Below are 18,414 nucleotides of genomic sequence, written 5' to 3'. Positions count from 1 at the left end.
CCAACGACCGACCCTTTTCCGTTTCATTCTCTTTGGAAAAGGACTCTGCCATGCAGGTCGAAATGTGGACGCTCGATCGAATCAAGCCCTACGAAAACAACCCACGCCTTAACGACGACGCCGTTGACGCGGTCATTCACTCGATCAACGAATTCGGTTTTCGCCAACCGATCGTCGTCGATACCGACGGCGTGATCATCGTCGGCCACACCCGGTTCAAAGCCGCTATGAAGATTGGGCTGGCGGAGGTGCCCGTCCACGTCGCCGTCGACATGGAACCCGAAGCGGTCCGCGCCTACCGGATCGCCGACAACCGCACCGGCGAGAACGCGGAGTGGGACTACGACCTCTTGCCGCTCGAAATCGGTGCGTTGCAAGACGTCGGCTTCGATTGCGAGATGCTTGGTTTCGACAGCGACGAACTCGCCAAACTGCTCAACCCCGGCGTCGATCAAGGCCTGACTGATCCCGACGAAGTTCCCGAACCGCCCGATGATGCGATCACGCAACCCGGCGACGTTTGGATTCTCGGTGACCACCGACTGATGTGCGGCGACTCGTCGAAACCGGAGGACTTGGATCGGCTGCTAGACGGCCAGCCCATTCATTTGGTTCACATGGACCCGCCCTACAATGTCAGCGTTTCGCCACGGAGCAAGAACGCGATCGCGGCCGGCAACAGCACCTTCGCCGGCGATGGCAAGAAGGCCAAGGGCGAGCAGAAGATGCGGGCCAAGGACCGCCCGCTCGCCAACGACTTCATTTCCGAAGACGAATTCGATCGGCTGTTGTTGGCGTGGTTCGAGAACGCTTCGCGGGTGCTCGTCCCCGGCGGCTGTGCGTACGTGTGGGGCGGCTACGCCAACCTCGGTAACTATCCGGGACCGCTGAAGCAAGCCGGCATCTACTTCAGCCAAGCGATCGTGTGGGACAAGCAACATCCCGTCATGACGCGAAAAGATTTCATGGGGGCTTTTGAAATTTGCTTCTACGGCTGGAAGGAAGGTGCCGGTCACAAGTACTACGGTCCCAACAACGCGACCGACCTTTGGCACGTCAAGAAGGTCAACCCGCAAGCGATGGTTCACTTGACGGAGAAGCCCGTCGAACTGGCCGTCAACGCGATCCAGTACAGCAGCAAGCACGGCCAGAACGTGCTCGACCTGTTCGGCGGCAGCGGTTCGACCTTGATCGGTGCCGAACAAACCGGACGCAATGCGTTCTTGATGGAACTCGATCCGCCGTACTGCGACGTGATCGTCGAGCGATGGGAAAAGTTCACCGGCAAGAAGGCCGAACGCGTCGCAAAGGAGGTGGCGGCATGAACGAGTCTCAAGAAACGTCGGATCCCGTCGAAGATTTGAAAGAACGACTTTACCATTGGCATCGGGATGACTTTGAATGTCGATCGCGCGTTTTGTCCGACTTGGTGGCCAAGGACGACAACTTTGAAGGCTACTCGCTCGAATATCCGAAGACGTCACGATTGGCGGCGGAAGAATTGCGGTGCCGGGGGCTCGACGTCGACATTGCCCCGCGGCTGCTATTAATGGCGATCTTCGGCCAAGAAGATGTCGCCGAATGGACGGCCGATGATGTCGACGACTGGGCCATCCAGGCGGAACTCGAAGGCTCGCTCTCGCGGTCCGCGATGTTTTGTCGCGGAGCGAACGTTCGATTCGGCCAAATGATGGTGGCCTACATGTATCGCTGCGTCCGCAGCGGCGTGTCGTTCGGTCCGCAGATCGACATGGACCGGTTCGAGTACGCAATCGTGCCCGGCGATCCGTACAACCGCGTGCAATTTCTGCCCGTCGGCCGTTTGACCACCGTCATCCGCGAGGCCAACTATGAATAGTCGGCAACTGCTAGATGCGTCCAACCATTTTGATTCATCAGGTAAACATGCTCGGCGTTCAAATACCGCGACAAGGCCGGCAATTCGTCGGCGGACGTTAGTTCGCTGGTTCGCCGGCTGGTTTCAAAGTACTCCGGTGCGTTCGGCCGCGGCGGAAGGCAGCGAAGTTCGCCGGCCTGAATCAGTTCAAGGGCTTCGTCCGGATCGACGTAGCCGCTGGTCAGAATCGGCATCACGTGGTCGGGGTAGCCGTCGAAATGCAGGTACGTCGCCAGGATGGTTTCGTCCGGCAATCGGATGGCGAGGATGGCTCTTGTCGACATGGTTCAGTTTCCTTGTTCTTCGGGAGACGGATGTTGGCCGGCGTCGAGACGTTCGACGCGGTCCGGTGGAATGGAAAGCATCAATGACCGGCCGGTGTCCCAATCGACATCGACTTGCGTCCAACCTCGTTGTGGATACACGCCGGCGACCGTTCCGGTGGTGCCGGCGGGAATTGGGTCGGGGTCGTCGGTCATCGAAACCAGGCGGACCCGGTCGCCCGCCTTGGGGATGGTTGGCATAGCTGCGTTCTCAGTTGCGAGCGCTGTTGGTTTCGTCGACAAGGGCAGCGACTTCGGAAAGCTGAGCGTTGATCAAGTTCAAAGCCCGAACATGCGTCCAACGCAGGGCTTTGTTGTCCGGCTTCAACATGCGATCGAGTTGCAATTCGATGTGTTGCAGCAGGTCGCGTGAAATCTGGTGAGCGTTGTCGTACGCCGCGGCCGGCTCGATCGGCCGCGGGGCCAGGGTTTGAACGTTGGAGTTTTTCATGTCGTTTCTCCGTTTGGGAAAGAATCGTTTCGCGGTTTGCGTGTGACACATGGAGCCATGACGTTTCGCCGGCAGCAAGCGAAGTCCGGCAAACATTTCAAAAGTTCTCGAATGTTTTTCAACGCCGGCGAACGACCGCGACAAACGCCGCGTGTCGGCCGGCTCCGGTGCGCGGCATGGTTTGCCGTCCAACGAAAAAACGCCCGGCAGTCGCGGGCGTTGGGCGTGTGTCGCGAAGCCGTGGTCGCCGGCTAGAAAGGGATGACCGAATGCGGGTTGTCGCCGGTGATTCGGAATTGGTTACCGGTTGTCATCTCGGCGTACAGTTCGTGGTCGCGTCGCGTGACCCATTTCACATCGCCGGGTTCGCGGTCGGCGGTTCCCGGTCGCCAACATTCGTAGCGGCAACCCGGTTCGGGATAAACCTTCTCGCCTTCTTCGAGGTGCGAAAAGCAGCCGATGTCGCTGATGTAGAGTTTGGTGTCCATGTTGTGTCTCCGTTGAAAGAATTTTTTCGGTACGCCCCGTTGGCGTGTGACACATGGAGCCATGACTTTTTCAACGCAGCAAGCGAAGGCCGGCGAACAGTCCGAAGAATGTTGAATGTTTTTCATTGCCGGCGCACGACCGCGAAAACGCCGCGTGTCGGCCGGCTCCGGTGTGTCGAATGGTTTGCCGCACAACGAGAAAACGCCCGACCGTGGCCAACGTCGGGCGTGAGTGGCGAAGCGTTCGCCGGCTAGAAGGAAAGTGGAACCAAGACGTGAGCGTTCGGGCCGGTTACCGCGAACTCGCGTCCGTTGGTTGTCGTGGCGAGGATGCGGTTGCCGCGGCGGGTAATCCCGACCACGGTCCCGCGTTCAAACCGGCCGGGAATCGTCCGCAGTTCGTAACCCGTGTCGGCTTCCGGCTTGGCGGTTTCGCCGTCAACCAAATCCTCGATCTCGCGTATGTCACCAATCGTTTTCATGGCGTCGCCTCCCCTTCAAACCCGAACCGTAAATCGGCCGCGTTCGGTTTTTACAAACCGGCTTTCGTCGCCGCGTTTGAGGTCTCGCAAAATGGCCGAGTACAAAGTCGCGTGCGGGGTTTTGCCGCCAGGGCTTTGCCAAAGGTTTTGTTCCACCATCGCCGTGATCATTTCTTGCGAGTTCATCGGTTCGCCGGCGGTTTCCAAAACCTGCAAGGCCGCTTTGACGCACGAAAGTTTTTTCTTGCCGCCGGCTGCCGTTTCCGTTTTCGCTTTCTTCTTCAACACCCGTTTGGGTTCACCGGCCGCCGGCGTCGTCACCGCGCGGGCCGGCCCTTGAAGCCGGGCGGCGGTTTTGATGCGGACCTTTTTGTTGGTCGCCAAATTGGTCGCGTCCCAGCCGCCGGATGAATTCTCCGCGTCGATCCGGACCGTGACCTTTTTGTTGGTGACCTTCGCGAAGTACTCGCCGCCGATCTTTACGTCTGCCTTTTTCATCTTCGTCTCTCCGTTCGGAATAATTCGTGGTTGGCTGCCATCGTCAGGCGGCGGGCACCAACCCGCCGCGACGCCGGCGTCCGTGCCGGCGTTTCGGCTTTGGTCTACAGCACCTCCCCCAATGCGCTTTGTTTGATCGTGTCCAGCATCTCGCAAAAGATGTAGTGCTCTTCGAGCAGCGGGCCGGCAAGCGCGCCGTCGTCGTAGTCAGCCATTTCAAGGGCGTCTACCAAGGGCCGCAGGTTTTCGGCGATGCGGTAGTACGCTTGCCGCATCTCTTGGGCTTTGTGCTGATCCATATTTCGGAAGAGCGGGCGGAGGGCTTCGGCGCGGGCCTTTTGGGCGTCGGTCATCGGCATGGTTTGGTCTCTCTCGGAAAGGGTTTTGAAAAAGCGTTTCGCCGTTCGGCGTTAACACACATGAGCCATGGGTTTGGAAACACCTCAAGCGAGTTCGGGCAGCTTTTCGCAGCCTTTTCCCATGTTTCTGGAAAGCTGCGATAACTCCCGACACACGGGCGAATTCACACACGCGTGTTTCGGAGAAACTTTGCGGCCAGTCCGTCGATCGCGTCGTGAAGGTCGTCCAGTTCACCGAAATAGCGATCGAACTTTTCCGGGTTGGCCGCTTCGAGGATCGGCATGTTCTTCACGCCCGCGTGCAATTCCTCGATCAGTTCGAGCGCGGCGGTGCGGGCATACAAAAGGTCGGCGGTGGTTGGCCGGTTGGCGGTGTTGGGCATGGGTCGGTTCTCTGGGTTGGGGCGGAATGAATTTTGAATCTTCGTTTTGGTTCGCTACCGAAGCCTTCCTTCGAGTTTGTTCGCGGCGGTCCAAACGGCTTGGTGTAGTTCTTCGGCAGCCATGAAATGGATCTCTTTGGTTTCGTTGTCGCCGGGTTCGATGTCGGTCAAATCTTCCGCCTCCGACATCAGTTGCCGAAGGATGCGAACGGCCGCTTCGACGTTTTCTTCGAGCGTCTCGTACTGCGGCAGCCGCGAGTGGTATTCAAAATTGGTTTGCATGGGTGTTGCTCCGTTTGTGGGAAGAAGAATTCGTTTCGGTGACACACATGAGCCATGGGTTTGAAAACAGCTCAAGCGAAATGGGCAAGCAATTCGTTTGTTTCTCGAATGTTTTTCGACGCCGCCGACGTGGCCGACAAACGCGTCGTGTCGCGTTGTTGGGATTAACCGGCGAACGATGCGGAGACATAGAAAACGCCGCGGCGTTGGGGAACGTCGCGGCGTGTGGTGGGAATACCGAAGGGCCGGCGGTTACTCGTCGGCGTCTTCGGTTTGAATCAATTCTTCCAGGCGGGCGGCGTAGTGGCGAAGCGTGCCGACGTCGTCCCAACCGATCGCGTTGTCGCCCGTTGGCGTGGGTTGATCTTCCAGCATTTGTCGAACCGCTTCGGCGGCTTGGATCGCACGGGCATGGGCGGCGGCGTAGGCGTCTTCGATGGTCTGGTTTTTGGTCATGGTTTGTCCTCGGGTTTGAAAAGAAGGCCGGCGGCGCGGGTCGCGCCGCCGGCCGTTTGGGTTTGGTTTAGCAATCGCGGCAGGTTTCCCACGCCCGTTTGCTGCCGTAGCAGATCTGCCCGCCTTCGACGATGTAGACCATCGCGTCGTCGGCGACGTCTTGGTCGTCGAAGAATTCGCTGGCGTCTTCTTCGCTCGCTTCGTTCATCTCCGCGCCGCTGGTCAGCCCGGCGATGCGGTTTTCAAAGGGCCAGTTCTCTTGCGTCATCAACCGCACTTCGCAGTCGTCGCCGTACGTATCGCGGTACTCTTCCAAAAGCGTCGTCAGTTCGGAAACCGTCATGTTTGTCTCTCCGTTTGGGTGAATGAAAAACCGTCTTTCGATGACACACATGAGCCATGCGTTTCGAGACGCAGCAAGCCGATCCCGGCAGTAATTTGCAGGGTTTTTCCATGTTTTGAGATGTCGCCGACGTGGCCGACAATTGCGTCGTGGCACGACGGAAGAAGCATCGGGCCTCCCTGTACTATCTATGCCGTTGTCGGCGGACATTGCCCAACGTTCCCCTACAAACGAATCAACGCCGCGGGGCAAACCGCGGCGTTGGTGAAGCGGCAAGCCGCCGGCGGCTAGACCGCCCGGTCGTATTTGCGAGCCATTTCGAGAAGCTTCTTTTTGACCGGTTTCCAATCGCAGGTTTGGTCGCCGGCGGTCAGTTCGCCGAACCGTTTGTTGCGAAGGTCGCCCTTGTACCAACCCTTCGTCCAACCGAGCCGGTAGAACAGCCGGTTCAATTCCGTTTCGCCTTCGCCGGCACCCGGTCGGTCCCAGCAGCTCTTCGTTCCCGGTTTCTTTGCGTAGTCCCAACCCGAGCACCGTTTGCTATTCAAGGCGAGTTCTACCAAGCCAAGTACAAGTTGCAGGTAGCCGGCGATTTTGTCTTTGTTCAAGCTGCCAGCGAAGGCCCGAATCTCGATGCGTTGTTTGCCGCGGGCAAGGTGCGTCAGGTTGAGCAAGTGGTAGCGGTCCGATTCGCATTGGCGTTTCGCGGCGTCTTTGTTGCCGTAGTCCTTGATCCGTTTTGCCCATCGGTTTTGTTCGCGGCGTCGCGTGCCGGTCGAAGCGTAGATGGCCCGTTCGTGGTTTCCGATCAGCGAGATGAGTCGCGAAAGGGCCGCGGCGTCGTTACCGAAGCTGACCGTTACGTGAATGCCGGTCGAATAGTTAACCCGGCCGCCGCGGGCCGCGATCGCGTCGACCGCGGTCATGACACTTTGAAGCCCTTCGTACCCGCGGAGGACCGGCGATACAAATTCGCAACCCTTTCGGCCCGGTGCGAGCGTTTGAATGCTGCTGTCGCGTTCGGCTTTCCAACCCGCCGGCAGCCAAGCGACCGGCAATCCGTTGTGGTAGCCGCCGATCGGCGTGGAGTCGTTGGCGGGCATGGTGGTTTCGAGTTCGATACCGAAGGCGATGTCGTTGGCGTGCATGGCGTGTGTCTCCGAAGGGGTGAAGAATTCGTTTCGTTGACACACATGAGCCATGCGTTTCGAGACACCTCAAGCGAAGCTCGGCAGTAATGTTTCAGTAATTCGCAGCTTTCTTTTGACGCCCACACGCGGCCACGTTTGCCCTTGTTTCGCCGGGCGAAACATGCGGCGAACCATGCCGGCTTTCCCACTTTTCGCGACAGTCGCCGGCGTGTTGCCCGAGTCGCCAACCCACCCAAGGAGCCAGCCATGGAAGACAAAAACAACAGCGTCAATCCGAATCGGTTGACGGTTGAACAACTCGCCAAATTGCTGACGAATTCCTATCGGCAGCAAGTGCCGGCCGAGCACATCGCGGCTGACTTAGCCGCCGGCGCACCTACCAACGGGGACGGCACGATCAACTTGGCCCACTACGCCGCATGGCTACTGCAGGAGAAACACCATGGCGATTGATATCCAAAAGATGAAACCGAGCGCGTGCTGCCGAACGCTCAACAGCACGCCGCTAGGGACGGTCATCAATGAACGCCAACTCTATCGCTACCGAACCGAAGCAGGCATTCGCATCGGAGACGGCACGCATGTGGACTTGCTGAAGTTCACCGCATGGCTGATCGAAAAACGTCACGCCCCGAAGCCGCCGGCCGATGAGGATCCGTATGTAAAGGTCAAAGAGAAGGCTCGAGCAAGAAACGCCGCCGTCGCTTTGGCCGGCCGCGACATCGGTGACCTGCCGCCGGTGGAAGACACGGAACGCAAGGCGAAGGCCGCCGGCAGTTTTCAATTCTTTTGCGAAGCGTACTTCAAACTGACGTTTCACCTTTCGTGGTCACCGGATCATTTGAAGGTCATCCGTAAAATCGAAGAGGCCGTCGTTCGCGGCGGGCTGTTTTCGCTTGCGATGGCTCGTGGGTCCGGCAAGAGTTCACTGGCGGAAGTTGCGTGCATCTGGGCGGTGCTAAACGGCTATCGCGACTTCGTCTGTTTGATCGGAAGCGACGAAGGGCATGCGTGCGACATGCTCGATTCGATCAAAACCGAACTCGACGCCAACGAGTTGTTGCTGGCCGACTATCCCGAGGTTTGTTTTCCAATCCAAGCGTTGGACGGAATCGCCAACCGAGCGAACGGCCAGCTCTACCAGGGCAAGCGAACACAAATTGGTTGGACGGCCAAAGAAGTTGTGTTGCCGACGATCGCAGGCAGCGAAGCGAGCGGCGCGATCATCAAGGTCGCCGGCCTGACCGGACGCATCCGCGGCATGAAGTTCAAACGCCCCGACGGCAAGACGGTTCGGCCGTCGCTAGTCGTTCTCGACGACCCGCAAACGGACGAATCCGCGAGGTCACTTTCGCAATGTGCGAACCGCGAAGCCATCCTCGCCGGCGCGGTGCTCGGACTCGCCGGCCCAGGCAAGAAAATTTCGGGAATCATGCCATGCACCGTCATTCGCCCTGGCGACATGGCCGATAGCATCCTCGATCGCGATCAACACCCAGAATGGAACGGCGAACGAACGCGGATGGTCAATTCGTTCCCGACCAACGAAACGCTCTGGGAACGCTACGCCGAGATCCGCAGCGAGGGTTTGCGAGCCGGCGATGGTGGTGCGGCCGGCACCGAGTTCTACCGTGAAAACAAATTGGCGATGGACCATGGTGCCGACGTGGCGTGGAAGGAACGGTTCAACCATGACGAGCTATCGGCCATTCAACATGCGATGAACCTGAAACTCCAGGACGAGGCCGCGTTCTTCGCTGAATATCAAAACGAACCGTTGCCGGCCGAAACTGTCGACGCCGATCAACTGACGCAGGAACAGGTCGCCGGCAAGATCAACAACATGCCCCGCCACCGGCTACCGATTGCCGCGAACCATCTCACGTCATTCATCGACGTTCAAGGCAAGCTCTTGTTCTACGTCGTCGCTGCGTGGGAAGACGACTTCACCGGATACATCGTCGATTACGGAACTTATCCCGATCAACAACGATCGCACTTCACCCTCCGCGACGCCCGCCACACACTGGCGAATGCCACCGATGGCACCGGGCTCGAAGGCAGCATCTACGCCGGCCTCGATTCGCTCACCACGGATTTGCTCGGCCGCGAATGGCAACGCGACGACGGCGCGGCCATGAAGATTGGTCGGTGCTTGATCGACGCGAACTGGGGCCACTCCACCAACGTCGTCTATCAGTTCTGCCGGCAGAGTCCCCACGCCTCGATCCTACTTCCGTCACACGGGCGCTTCGTCGGCGCGTCATCCAACCCGTTCAGCGAATACAAGCGCCGGCCAGGCGATCGCGTCGGCTTGAACTGGCGAGTGCCTTCGATCAATGGCAAACGAGCGATCCGCCACATCATCTACGACACCAACTGGTGGAAGTCGTTCACGCACGCAAGGCTCGCTGTCGCGATGGGCGATCGCGGATGCCTTTCCATCTTTGGCGATCGCGTTGAACAACATCGCATGTTCGCCGAGCAGGTCACAGCCGAGTACTACATCCGAACCGAGGGACGCGGTCGCACGGTGGACGAATGGAAAGCCAGGCCGGAGCAGCCCGATAACCACTGGCTGGATTGTTTGGTCGGTTGTTCGGTCGCGGCTTCCATGCAGGGAGCGTTGTTGTTCGGGACCGATCTTCCGTCGGCACCGAAGCGAGAACGCGTCAGTTTCAAAGACATGCAACGCCGACGGAAAAACAACTGAGAAAACAAAATTGGACCGTGCGCTGATCGGCCGGCATAGATAGTACCGGAAGGGGAAACGCTTTTCGGAGAGTGCCATGCCAAACGACCTTGAAGACGAAATTCGCGAAAACGCGGCAGGGCCGGCGAAGGCATCCGGTGATGCTGGCAGCGTTGAGCAGCACAAGCTGACCGATCAAATCGCGGCCGACAAACACCTCGCCGGCAAGAAGGCCGTTGCCAAGCCGCATCGCGGACTTCGCTTCAACAAGATCGTGCCGCCGTCGGCTGGCTGATCTTTTCTTTTAACTCAACACCACGACCACAGGGCTGCCGGGGACGGCAACAGGAACAGCACGGATGCTGAAACGTTTGTCAGGGATCATCGAGCAATTGCGCGGGCGGAGTCATTTTCCTCCGAACGCCTCTGGACGCTCGCCCCGGCAGCCCTTTTTCTCACGACTGCGAGCGAAGTACGACGCGGCGAACACGACCCTCGACAACATGAAGCATTGGTCGCGGGCCGACGGGCTTTCGGCCTCGTCCGCGAACAGCCCCGAAGTTCGTCGCACGCTTCGCAACCGTTCGCGATACGAAGTTGCCAACAACAGTTACGCTCGCGGGATCACGCTGACGCTGGCGAACGACGTGGTCGGAACCGGTCCGCGGTTGCAAATGCTGACTGCGGATGACGCTGCGAATCGTTTCGTCGAAGCAGAGTTCTTCGCTTGGTGCGAAGCGATCGGTTTGGCTGAAAAGCTGCGAACGATGCGGTTGGCTCGTGTCGCTGATGGTGAATCGTTTGGACTGCTGACCAGCAACGAACGACTGAACACGCCAGTCAACCTCGATCTGCGATTGATCGAAGCCGACCAAGTCGCATCGCCAACCCTTGCGAACGACTCCGCACGCTACATCGACGGCATTCGCTTCGACGCCGACGGCAACCCGACCAGCTATGACATCCTTCGTCATCATCCCGGCGATGACTTCTTCGCGTACGAGGAAGAATACAACACGGTTCCTGCCGCCGCGGTGCTGCACTACTTCCGCTGCGATCGGCCCGGACAGATTCGAGGCATCCCGGACATCACGCCGGCGCTACCACTGTTTGCACAACTCCGCCGCTTCACCCTCGCAGTGCTCGCCGCGGCCGAAACCGCCGCCGAGTTCGCCGGCATCCTTTACACGGACGCGCCAGCCAACGGCGAAGCCGACTCCGCCGAACCGTTCGAGCCCATCGAACTTGAGAAGCGAATGCTGCTCACCATGCCCGGTGGTTGGAAGATGGCTCAGATGAAGTCGGAGCAACCGGCGACAACGTACGCCGAGTTCAAGAAAGAAATCCTCAACGAGATCGCTCGTTGTTTGAACATGCCCTTCAATGTCGCCGCTGGCAATTCGTCGGGATACAACTATGCCAGCGGCCGTTTAGATCACCAAACCTACTTCAAGTCGATCCGCGTTGAGCAGACTCAGCTTGCTCGCGTTGTCTTGGATCGAATTCTGACCGCTTGGCTCCGCGAAGCCATTCTCATCGAGGGCTATCTGCCCAACTCGCTTCGCACGCTCGATTCAACGTTCGAGCATCAATGGTTTTGGGATGGCCACGAGCACGTGGACCCGGCCAAAGAAGCCAACGCCCAAAAGATCCGTCTCGCCAGTCATACGACAACTCTGGCCATCGAATTCGCGCGGCAGGGGCGTGACTGGGAGACGGAACTTAAACAGCGTGCGAAAGAACTCGCACTGATGCGTGACCTCGGTCTGACGATCGAGTCCGACGAATCTGATTCATCCCCCGAAACCGAGGTCACGGAAGACCATGCCGAAGAGTCTCAAAGCCAACAACCCAATTGAAGCCGAAGCCGAATCGGTCCCGAGCAGCCTTCGCATCGTTTGCGATGACGCCGCGACGATTCAACTGGCCGCAGCCAATGAACCGGTCGAAGGCGAAGACAAACCAGCGCTTCGCAAGTTCAGCATGACCGCCTACACCGGCGGCGCGATGCGTTTGGGTGGTTGGCCTTACCCTGTCGTCGTCGACCTCGCCGGTATGCGAGTGACGCGCAAGTCACGGCCGATCCTCAAAGACCATGATCGCGGCAGCATCGTCGGCCACACCGACGACATCACGATCAACGATAAGTCGCTCGTTGTCGCCGGCGTCATCAGTGGCGTTGGCACAACCGCTCAAGAAGTCATCGCCACCAGCGAGAACGGATTCCCTTGGCAAGCATCGCTCGGTGCCAGTGCCGACAAGGTCGTCTTCATCCCCGAAGGCAAGACCGCTCAAGCCAACGGCCGCGAACAAAAAGGCCCGGTCTACATCGCCCGCAAATCAACGCTTGGCGAAGTCTCATTCGTCGCCCTCGGTGCCGACGACAACACCGAAGCTCGCGTGGCCGCCGGCAGCTACGCCGACGTTGAAGACCCAGGTGATGAGCCAGACGAAACCGAAACCACCGACGACCTCGAACCCGTCAACGCAAGTTTGAACATGAGCACGAGACCCAAGACCGAAACGAAACCCGCCGAGAAGTCGCCGGTTGAGGAAATGCGTGCTCAAGCCGCGGCCGAATCTCGTCGCATCGCCGGCATTCGCAAGCTGTGTGCCGAAAACCATCCCGACATCGAAGCCGACGCGATCGAGCAAGGCTGGTCCATCACCAAAACGGAACTCGCCGTGCTGCGAAGCGAACGCCCCAGGGCTCCCGAGCAAACTCAAAACCAACCGCGTCACGATCGCGTCGTCCTCGAAGCCGCCGCGTGTCTGTCGGTCGGCATCGACGAAAAGGTTCTTCTGGCCAGCTACGGCGAGAAAACACTCAACGCCGCCGACCCGTTCCGGCACATCGGTCTGCGAGAACTCGTCGCCGAGTGTGCCCGCAGCGAAGGCATCGACGTGCCGCGAGTCTTCGGTGACGGAACGGCAACGATCCGTGCCGGTTTCAGTTCCATGAGCCTGCCGAGCATCATGGAAAACGTCATGAACAAGACGCTCTTGGCGGCCTACCAAAACACGCCAATCGCCGCATTCGATCTGTGCAGCGTCGGCACGGTCACGGACTTCAAGGAAGTGGCCCGTTATCGCTTGCTCGGAACCGGCGGCTTTGAACAAGTCGCTCCCGACGGCGAATTGAAACACGGAAAACTGTCGGAACAGAAATACAGCAACAAGGCCGACACTTACGGTCAGATCCTCACTCTGACTCGTCACGATATCATCAACGACGACCTGTCCGCGTTCATGGACATCCCGCGTCAGATGGGTCGTTCCGGTGCCGAGTCCATCGACGATCTGTTCTTCACTCTGTTGCTGAAGAACGCTGGCTTCTTCTCCTCGTCGAACGCCAATTTGCTGCAAGGTGCCGACACCAAGTTCGGTCCCGACGCACTCACCGTCGCCAAGACCACCTTCCGCAAACAGAAAGCTGGTCCCGGCGGCAAACCCAAGGACCAAAAGCCGATCAACATTCGGCCCGAGTACTTGGTGGTGCCGGTTGAGTTGGAAACCGAAGCCGAACTGTTGATGGGTTCGTCGCAGTTGATGATCGACGCGCAAGGATCGCCCACCAAGATCCCGGTCGATAACCCCCACCGCAACAAGTACCGCATCATCAGCACGCCGCACCTGTCGGACAGCTACTACCCCGGCGCAAGTGCCGCTGCTTGGTATCTGTTCGCCAACCCGAACGTGCTGCCCGCGTTCGAGATCGTGTTCCTCAACGGTCGACGCACGCCGATCATCGAACGAGTCGAAATGCCGCCGAACACGCTCGGAATGGGCTTCCGATCCTACATCGACTTCGGTGTGAACTCGCAAGACCACCGCGCCGCCGTGAAAGTCGCCGGCGAGTGATCGCGGGCTGACTCATCTTCCTCAAGCCTCACTCCTCAGGTCTCAAGCCTCCCATCATGCAAGCTCAATACATTCACGACGGCAAACAAGTTGACTTCACACCCGACGTTGACGTGCCCGTCGGATCGCTCGTCATTCAAGGTGACTTGGTCGGCGTCACCAAACGCGACCTCAAAGCCGACACGCTCGGTTCCATCGCTGTCGAAGGCGTCTTTGACTTTCCCAAAGACCCCGCCGACGCCGAAACCTACACCGCCGGTCAAAAGGTCTACGCGACCGATGACGGCATCGTCACCGAAGTCCCCGACGGCTCGGTGTTCCTCGGCAAAGTCGTCGACGATGCCGAACCGACCGACAACGTCATCCGCGTTCGTTTGAGCCAGTGATGAACCGCCGTGAGCAATCCCATCATCGCACCCATCGGGGCGACGTTCGTCCACGAGGGCGTGGCGATCCCGATTGTTACCGAAGCTGAAATCCCAGCCGGCAATGTTGTCGTGCTGGGCAAGTTGGTCGGCGTCGCCAAGTACGGCATCTGTCCCAAATCACGCGGCAGCATCACCGTCGCCGGCGTGTTCAACCTCGTCAAAGATCCGACGACCAACATCCCGGCCGGCACAATTCTTTACTGGTCCAAGATCAGTCACCACGTCATCAAGAACGCTTACGAGCATTCGATGATCGGCATCGCCGTCGAAGACGCGCCGCCGAGCACGTTGCGAGTTCTCGTTCGTCTCAAGCAATAGGAAGTGTCGCCGTCATGGAAGACAAACTCAAAACCCTCTTTGAATCGCGACGCTTCTGGGCGGCAGCCGGCGGTGTCGTTCTCGTTCTCTTGCTGCCCTTCGAGGTCAAGCTCTTGGCAACCATCCTCATCGCCGCCTGGATCATCGGCGATTCGATCCGATCCACCAAAGCCATCCTGCTCGCGGTCGCGCTGAGCATGTTCGGCACCGTCGCATCCGCCGGTGACTTGCATGACACCTGCCGCGAAGCCACCGTGCGAATCCGCAACGGCAACTCGATGGGCAGCGGCACGCTATTCCGAGAAAGCGAAGAACACCTCTACGTTTTAACCAACGCCCACGTCGCCGGCACCGGCTTGGGCAACCGCGTCCAAGTCGAGTTTTGGAAAGAAGGTCACCAGTCGCGGCCCATCGAAGCCGAAACCGTCGCGGTCGCGTACATCCCACGAGCCTACCGCGACATTGCCGTCGTCCGCGTCGATCGTCGGGCGCTTGGCAATTACCGCCCGCCGGTCATCCCGCTCGCCGATTCGCAAGACTCGTTCAACTACCAGAACATCTTCAGCGTCGGTTGCCCCAGCGGACGATGGCCCACCGCCTTTGAAGGTTTCGCACTACGCCGGCAAGCCAACGGTGGCGACACGATTCACTTCGTCCCAATGCCAGCGGGCGGCCGTTCGGGTTCGGCGATCTTCGACGTTAATGGAGGCGAAGCCCAAATCATCGGATTGATTGCATGGCGAAGCACCGACTCGGGCGGTCACGGTCTCGACGGCCGAGGTGAAACGCACGGTTACGGCATCGCGATGACGCATCAAGAAGTCTGGGCAGGACTCAGTGGCAAGCAAACGACTTCCTCGGTGTTGCTCGTTCCGCCGCCGGACGCCGTGCCGCTTGGAACCAAGGTTGAACCTTCGTCGGAAGCGAAACCGGATGCGAAACCCGAAGTCGCCGACGGTGAAGAGAACCAAGGCGAATCCGACGAAGTCATTTTGAAGTACTCAGACCCGTTCGCAATTGAACGCGACGTCGAATCCATTCGGGCTCAACGCTTGCCGTCGGGCATCCCCGCGACCGGTTCCGACCGCGACATCATGTTGCTGTACCAAGACTCCGTCACCGAAGGCCCACAATCCAGTCCACCGGCACTCGCATACCAAGGAAGCTGTTGCCAAAACTGCGGCTGTTACCTGACCACGTCCGGCAACTGCCCCAACGGCCAATGCCCGCTTCCCGATCGCCGTCAACAACAACCCCAACAATACGGACAAGACCGTGGCGGTAGTGGGCTGTTCCCGAGCCTGCCACGCAACCGCGAACAAGGCGAACTCGAAAACCACTTGCTCCGTCGTCCCGGCGAACGCTTGCGAGAACTTTGGCCGTTCCCGTCGATGCGAGACATCGTCACCTGGTCGCTCATCGCGTTCTTCGTCCTCTACTTCATCGGTAAGTTCGCCAAGGCAAAGGTCAAACGCATCGTCAACGACCTGGCCGTCAACTTGGCGAACGTCGATGACGAAACGGAACCCGAGCCGCCGGCACCAAAGCCACGAGCAAAGCCGGCCGCGACGCGAACCCGCAAACGCACCGCCGCCAAATGAGCGACATGCTTCACAAAGGTCAGTCTTGGCTCGCCGCCAAGCTGACCCGGTTCGCCTCGCGGATGGTCACCTACCAACGCGATGAAGTCTCCGTCGACTTGCCAGCCACGATCGGCAAGTCCGAATACGAGCAAGACGATGGCGAAGGCGTCATCACCCGCGCCCAAGTCCGCGACTTCCTGATCAACACCAAAGATCTGCTCTCGTCGCCCATCGGCACCTGGCCCCGCCGTGGCGATCGCATCCTCGAAACCGATGGCGACACCACCTTCGTCTACGAACTGATGTCGATCGGCAACGAACCGCCGTGGCGATACAGCGATCCGTTCCGAGTCAAACTCCGCATCCACACCAAACTGGTCGACACCATCACATGACTGCCACCGCCGCCACCCCCGCCACCGTCATCCAAATCGCCGACAGCGTCGTGGCCGAAATCAACGCCGCCGACCTGTCCAAAAAGAACATCAACGCGGCTCGCTTGTACGTTCCCGACTTCGACCTCGAAGATATGAAGGAACTGCGAGTCTCCGTCGTGCCCCGCGAAGTCGAATACCTGCCGCTCGACCGAGCCACCAACAAGTATCACGCCACCATCGACGTTGCCGTGCAAAAGAAGTTCAACAAAGGCGACGCCAAAGAGATTGACCCGCTGGTGTTCTTCGTCGAAGAGATCGCCGACTACTTCCGTTTGAAGCGACTCAATTCCTACGTCGCCGCCCGCTGCATCAAGGTCGAGAACGCCGTTCTGTATTCCACCGAACATTGGACGCAGTTCAATCAATTCACCAGCCTGCTTTCTTTGACGTTTGAACTCGCCAAGTGATGCACATCCGGACGCGAGTTCGCTTCAATGCCAACCGCGTCAAGAAGAAGGTCGACAAGGCGTCGTTCAATTCGCTCGGTCACGCCGGCGGAGCGATCCGCAAAACCGCGTATCGCTCGATCCGCAAACGCAAGAACCCCTCGCGGCCCGGCAGTCCACCGAGTTCACCCACTGGCCGACTACGTCGTTCGTTCCGCTACGAAGTCGACCGTCGCGCCCCCGGCGTCGTCATCGGCCCGGTCAACGAAATCTCCGGCCAACTGTGGCACCTCCACGAGTTCGGCGGCAAGGCGAAGAAACGCCGGCGACTCAAACGCCATCGTTTTCGAGTCGGCCAACACGGTCCGATTCGAGCGATTCGCCCCGGCAAGTTCGCCCGGATCGAACTGCGAACCGCCGCCCAAGCCAACCGCGCCCGCCGGCTGATCGACGAAGAGAACCAACGTCGCGGAGCAACCAAACCCGGACGCTATCCCAAGCGTCCGTTCATGAAGCCCGCCCTCGACACCCACCGCGCCCAACTCCCCAAATTCTGGCGGGACTCCGTCAAGTAACTTTTTCCGATCCACGGATGGAACCAAACCTCAATGTCCGCTGAAGTAAAACTCGGTCTCGACGCCGTCCTGACGATCGACGGTGCCGAGATCAAGAACGTCAAAGACCTGACCGTCACGCTCGAAAAGGCGGAGGCCGATGCATCAACCCGCGACAACAACGGTTGGCGAGCCACCGTCGGCACGCTCAAAGACGCGTCGATCGAATTCACCGTGCTCAACAAGTCCGGCGACACCGCGTTCGGCATGCTGCAAGGACTCTGGTCCAGCGGCTCACCCACCGATGTCGGCATCACCGACGCCGGCGGAGCACTCACGCTCACATGCGAAGTCATGAACTTCAACGTCAACCAAAATCTCGAAGAAGTCGTCTCGGCTGATGTGACACTCAAGCCGACTCAGTCATCGTCCGGCAGCGGAATGAACGTTGGTGGTGGAACGTGATGGTGGACTGATTGACTTAAAGTGCTGAACGCAAATCATGAGGAGGACTTACCGTCCGCATCGTCCGCTTGGCCGATGGCACGGTCACGAAACTCTTGAAACCCATCCCAGCCATCGGTTGATGGATCTTCTAGGTCGATGAATTCGCCTTCGGAAGCATCAACTGCTTTCCAGTCAAAATGCTTGCACATCGCAACTATCGGAGAAACTGCATCACCGCCCCCGCGTACGTGGAGCGTGAAACTATCGACGATGCCGGACTCGCTGAAATTGAATTCGTAAGAAAATGCTTGGCCGTTGAGAGTTCCCCATGCAGGGTCGGACCAATCTATTGCATTACCAAAAAACGATGAAAGCTCCACTCTCAACTGAGCAGCATCGCCCAATGCATGTGGCTTGTAGTCATTTGGCAGGTCCGAAACGGATTTAGCATCGGCTTTCATGATGAAGACGTCCCAGCTCATTTTTCCCGCCGAATTAGTGGAATCTGTGTGACGAGCTGCGATGGAATCGAGACTCGCCTCTTCAACGTTTAGTTTATCTGAAATCGTCTCTCCAAACCACGGAATGGAATCCC

The 18,414-nt window shown here is 58.9% G+C and carries 27 protein-coding genes and 1 other RNA gene; 14 read left to right on the top strand and 14 right to left on the bottom strand.

Going from position 1 to position 18,414, the window contains the following annotated elements; all coding sequences use genetic code 11:
- Positions 1 to 50: 50 nt before the first annotated feature.
- Positions 51 to 1,325: a DNA modification methylase gene (locus tag RC85_RS04945; protein ID WP_068259285.1), complete on the top strand. Its 1,275-nt coding sequence runs from the start codon at positions 51 to 53 to the stop codon at positions 1,323 to 1,325.
- The gene (locus RC85_RS04940; RefSeq protein ID WP_068259282.1) at positions 1,322 to 1,858 is read left to right on the top strand and encodes a hypothetical protein; all 537 of its coding nucleotides are present in this window, start codon (positions 1,322 to 1,324) and stop codon (positions 1,856 to 1,858) included. Before RC85_RS04945 ends, RC85_RS04940 begins: the two co-directional genes overlap by 4 nt.
- Here RC85_RS04940 and RC85_RS04935 read toward each other — a convergent pair.
- The 13 genes from RC85_RS04935 to RC85_RS04870 form a co-directional block, all read right to left on the bottom strand.
- Positions 1,849 to 2,181, bottom strand: a complete 333-nt coding sequence (locus tag RC85_RS04935; protein ID WP_068259280.1) for a hypothetical protein — start codon at positions 2,179 to 2,181, stop codon at positions 1,849 to 1,851. The two genes, RC85_RS04940 and RC85_RS04935, sit on opposite strands and share 10 nt — an antisense overlap.
- Before the next feature lie 3 nt (positions 2,182 to 2,184).
- Positions 2,185 to 2,421 (bottom strand): DUF4314 domain-containing protein, encoded by a 237-nt coding sequence (locus RC85_RS04930; protein WP_068259277.1) that lies wholly within the window; start codon positions 2,419 to 2,421, stop codon positions 2,185 to 2,187.
- A 10-nt stretch (positions 2,422 to 2,431) separates the two neighbouring features.
- Positions 2,432 to 2,671: a hypothetical protein gene (locus RC85_RS04925; RefSeq protein WP_068259274.1), complete on the bottom strand. Its 240-nt coding sequence runs from the start codon at positions 2,669 to 2,671 to the stop codon at positions 2,432 to 2,434.
- Positions 2,672 to 2,922: 251 nt separating this feature from the next.
- Entirely contained in the window at positions 2,923 to 3,159 is a 237-nt protein-coding gene (locus tag RC85_RS04915) for a hypothetical protein (protein ID WP_068259272.1), read from the bottom strand.
- Between the two features lie 251 nt (positions 3,160 to 3,410).
- Positions 3,411 to 3,641, bottom strand: coding sequence for a hypothetical protein (locus RC85_RS04910; RefSeq protein WP_068259271.1), 231 nt, complete (start codon positions 3,639 to 3,641; stop codon positions 3,411 to 3,413).
- Positions 3,642 to 3,656: 15 nt separating this feature from the next.
- Positions 3,657 to 4,139, bottom strand: a complete 483-nt coding sequence (locus RC85_RS04905) for a winged helix-turn-helix domain-containing protein (RefSeq protein ID WP_068259266.1) — start codon at positions 4,137 to 4,139, stop codon at positions 3,657 to 3,659.
- A gap of 28 nt (positions 4,140 to 4,167) precedes the next feature.
- Positions 4,168 to 4,238: hammerhead ribozyme type II (locus RC85_RS04900), an RNA gene on the bottom strand.
- Between the two features lie 5 nt (positions 4,239 to 4,243).
- Positions 4,244 to 4,498 (bottom strand): hypothetical protein, encoded by a 255-nt coding sequence (locus RC85_RS04895; RefSeq protein WP_068259263.1) that lies wholly within the window; start codon positions 4,496 to 4,498, stop codon positions 4,244 to 4,246.
- A gap of 164 nt (positions 4,499 to 4,662) precedes the next feature.
- The gene (locus tag RC85_RS04890; RefSeq protein WP_068259260.1) at positions 4,663 to 4,881 is read right to left on the bottom strand and encodes a hypothetical protein; all 219 of its coding nucleotides are present in this window, start codon (positions 4,879 to 4,881) and stop codon (positions 4,663 to 4,665) included.
- Between the two features lie 54 nt (positions 4,882 to 4,935).
- Complete coding sequence (locus tag RC85_RS04885) at positions 4,936 to 5,163, bottom strand: hypothetical protein (RefSeq protein WP_068259258.1); 228 nt, start codon at positions 5,161 to 5,163, stop codon at positions 4,936 to 4,938.
- A 252-nt stretch (positions 5,164 to 5,415) separates the two neighbouring features.
- On the bottom strand, positions 5,416 to 5,619 hold the full coding sequence (locus RC85_RS04880; protein ID WP_068259255.1) for a hypothetical protein: 204 nt from the start codon (positions 5,617 to 5,619) through the stop codon (positions 5,416 to 5,418).
- 67 nt (positions 5,620 to 5,686) lie between these two features.
- Positions 5,687 to 5,962, bottom strand: a complete 276-nt coding sequence (locus RC85_RS04875) for a hypothetical protein (protein WP_068259252.1) — start codon at positions 5,960 to 5,962, stop codon at positions 5,687 to 5,689.
- Positions 5,963 to 6,249: 287 nt separating this feature from the next.
- Positions 6,250 to 7,110, bottom strand: coding sequence for an amidoligase family protein (locus tag RC85_RS04870; RefSeq protein WP_068259249.1), 861 nt, complete (start codon positions 7,108 to 7,110; stop codon positions 6,250 to 6,252).
- 249 nt (positions 7,111 to 7,359) lie between these two features.
- On the opposite strand from RC85_RS04870, the gene RC85_RS04865 reads away from it, so the two are divergent.
- The 12 genes from RC85_RS04865 to RC85_RS04810 all read left to right on the top strand — a co-directional run bounded on the left by RC85_RS04865 (position 7,360) and on the right by RC85_RS04810 (position 17,837).
- Positions 7,360 to 7,566: a hypothetical protein gene (locus RC85_RS04865; RefSeq protein ID WP_068259246.1), complete on the top strand. Its 207-nt coding sequence runs from the start codon at positions 7,360 to 7,362 to the stop codon at positions 7,564 to 7,566.
- Entirely contained in the window at positions 7,556 to 9,826 is a 2,271-nt protein-coding gene (locus RC85_RS04860; protein ID WP_068259243.1) for a terminase gpA endonuclease subunit, read from the top strand. The genes RC85_RS04865 and RC85_RS04860 overlap by 11 nt, the downstream gene beginning before the upstream one ends.
- A 76-nt stretch (positions 9,827 to 9,902) precedes the next feature.
- On the top strand, positions 9,903 to 10,100 hold the full coding sequence (locus RC85_RS04855; RefSeq protein ID WP_068259240.1) for a hypothetical protein: 198 nt from the start codon (positions 9,903 to 9,905) through the stop codon (positions 10,098 to 10,100).
- Between the two features lie 208 nt (positions 10,101 to 10,308).
- Entirely contained in the window at positions 10,309 to 11,664 is a 1,356-nt protein-coding gene (locus RC85_RS04850) for a phage portal protein (protein ID WP_068259234.1), read from the top strand.
- Positions 11,630 to 13,666, top strand: a complete 2,037-nt coding sequence (locus tag RC85_RS04845) for a phage major capsid protein (protein WP_068259231.1) — start codon at positions 11,630 to 11,632, stop codon at positions 13,664 to 13,666. Before RC85_RS04850 ends, RC85_RS04845 begins: the two co-directional genes overlap by 35 nt.
- Before the next feature lie 56 nt (positions 13,667 to 13,722).
- Positions 13,723 to 14,052 carry a DUF2190 family protein gene (locus RC85_RS04840; protein WP_068259229.1) on the top strand — a complete coding sequence of 110 codons (330 nt, stop codon included), beginning with the start codon at positions 13,723 to 13,725 and terminating at the stop codon, positions 14,050 to 14,052.
- A gap of 9 nt (positions 14,053 to 14,061) precedes the next feature.
- Positions 14,062 to 14,412, top strand: coding sequence for a DUF2190 family protein (locus tag RC85_RS04835; protein ID WP_068259226.1), 351 nt, complete (start codon positions 14,062 to 14,064; stop codon positions 14,410 to 14,412).
- A gap of 14 nt (positions 14,413 to 14,426) precedes the next feature.
- Entirely contained in the window at positions 14,427 to 16,013 is a 1,587-nt protein-coding gene (locus RC85_RS04830; protein WP_068259223.1) for a trypsin-like peptidase domain-containing protein, read from the top strand.
- Positions 16,010 to 16,390: a hypothetical protein gene (locus tag RC85_RS04825; protein WP_068259221.1), complete on the top strand. Its 381-nt coding sequence runs from the start codon at positions 16,010 to 16,012 to the stop codon at positions 16,388 to 16,390. Before RC85_RS04830 ends, RC85_RS04825 begins: the two co-directional genes overlap by 4 nt.
- Positions 16,387 to 16,839 (top strand): hypothetical protein, encoded by a 453-nt coding sequence (locus RC85_RS04820; RefSeq protein ID WP_068259218.1) that lies wholly within the window; start codon positions 16,387 to 16,389, stop codon positions 16,837 to 16,839. Before RC85_RS04825 ends, RC85_RS04820 begins: the two co-directional genes overlap by 4 nt.
- Positions 16,839 to 17,393, top strand: coding sequence for a hypothetical protein (locus RC85_RS04815; RefSeq protein WP_068259215.1), 555 nt, complete (start codon positions 16,839 to 16,841; stop codon positions 17,391 to 17,393). The genes RC85_RS04820 and RC85_RS04815 overlap by 1 nt, the downstream gene beginning before the upstream one ends.
- 33 nt (positions 17,394 to 17,426) lie before the next feature.
- Entirely contained in the window at positions 17,427 to 17,837 is a 411-nt protein-coding gene (locus RC85_RS04810; protein WP_068259213.1) for a hypothetical protein, read from the top strand.
- Between the two features lie 35 nt (positions 17,838 to 17,872).
- On the opposite strand, the gene RC85_RS04805 is transcribed toward RC85_RS04810, so the two are convergent.
- A complete protein-coding gene (locus RC85_RS04805; RefSeq protein ID WP_157593878.1) occupies positions 17,873 to 18,280 on the bottom strand; it encodes a hypothetical protein in 408 nt (135 codons plus the stop codon).
- Positions 18,281 to 18,414: the final 134 nt, after the last annotated feature.

The organism is Rubripirellula obstinata (genome assembly GCF_001642955.1).
GTDB classification, from domain to species: domain Bacteria; phylum Planctomycetota; class Planctomycetia; order Pirellulales; family Pirellulaceae; genus Rubripirellula; species Rubripirellula obstinata.
Note: the sequence above shows the minus strand (reverse complement) of the source record. Positions and strands in the feature narration are given on the sequence as shown.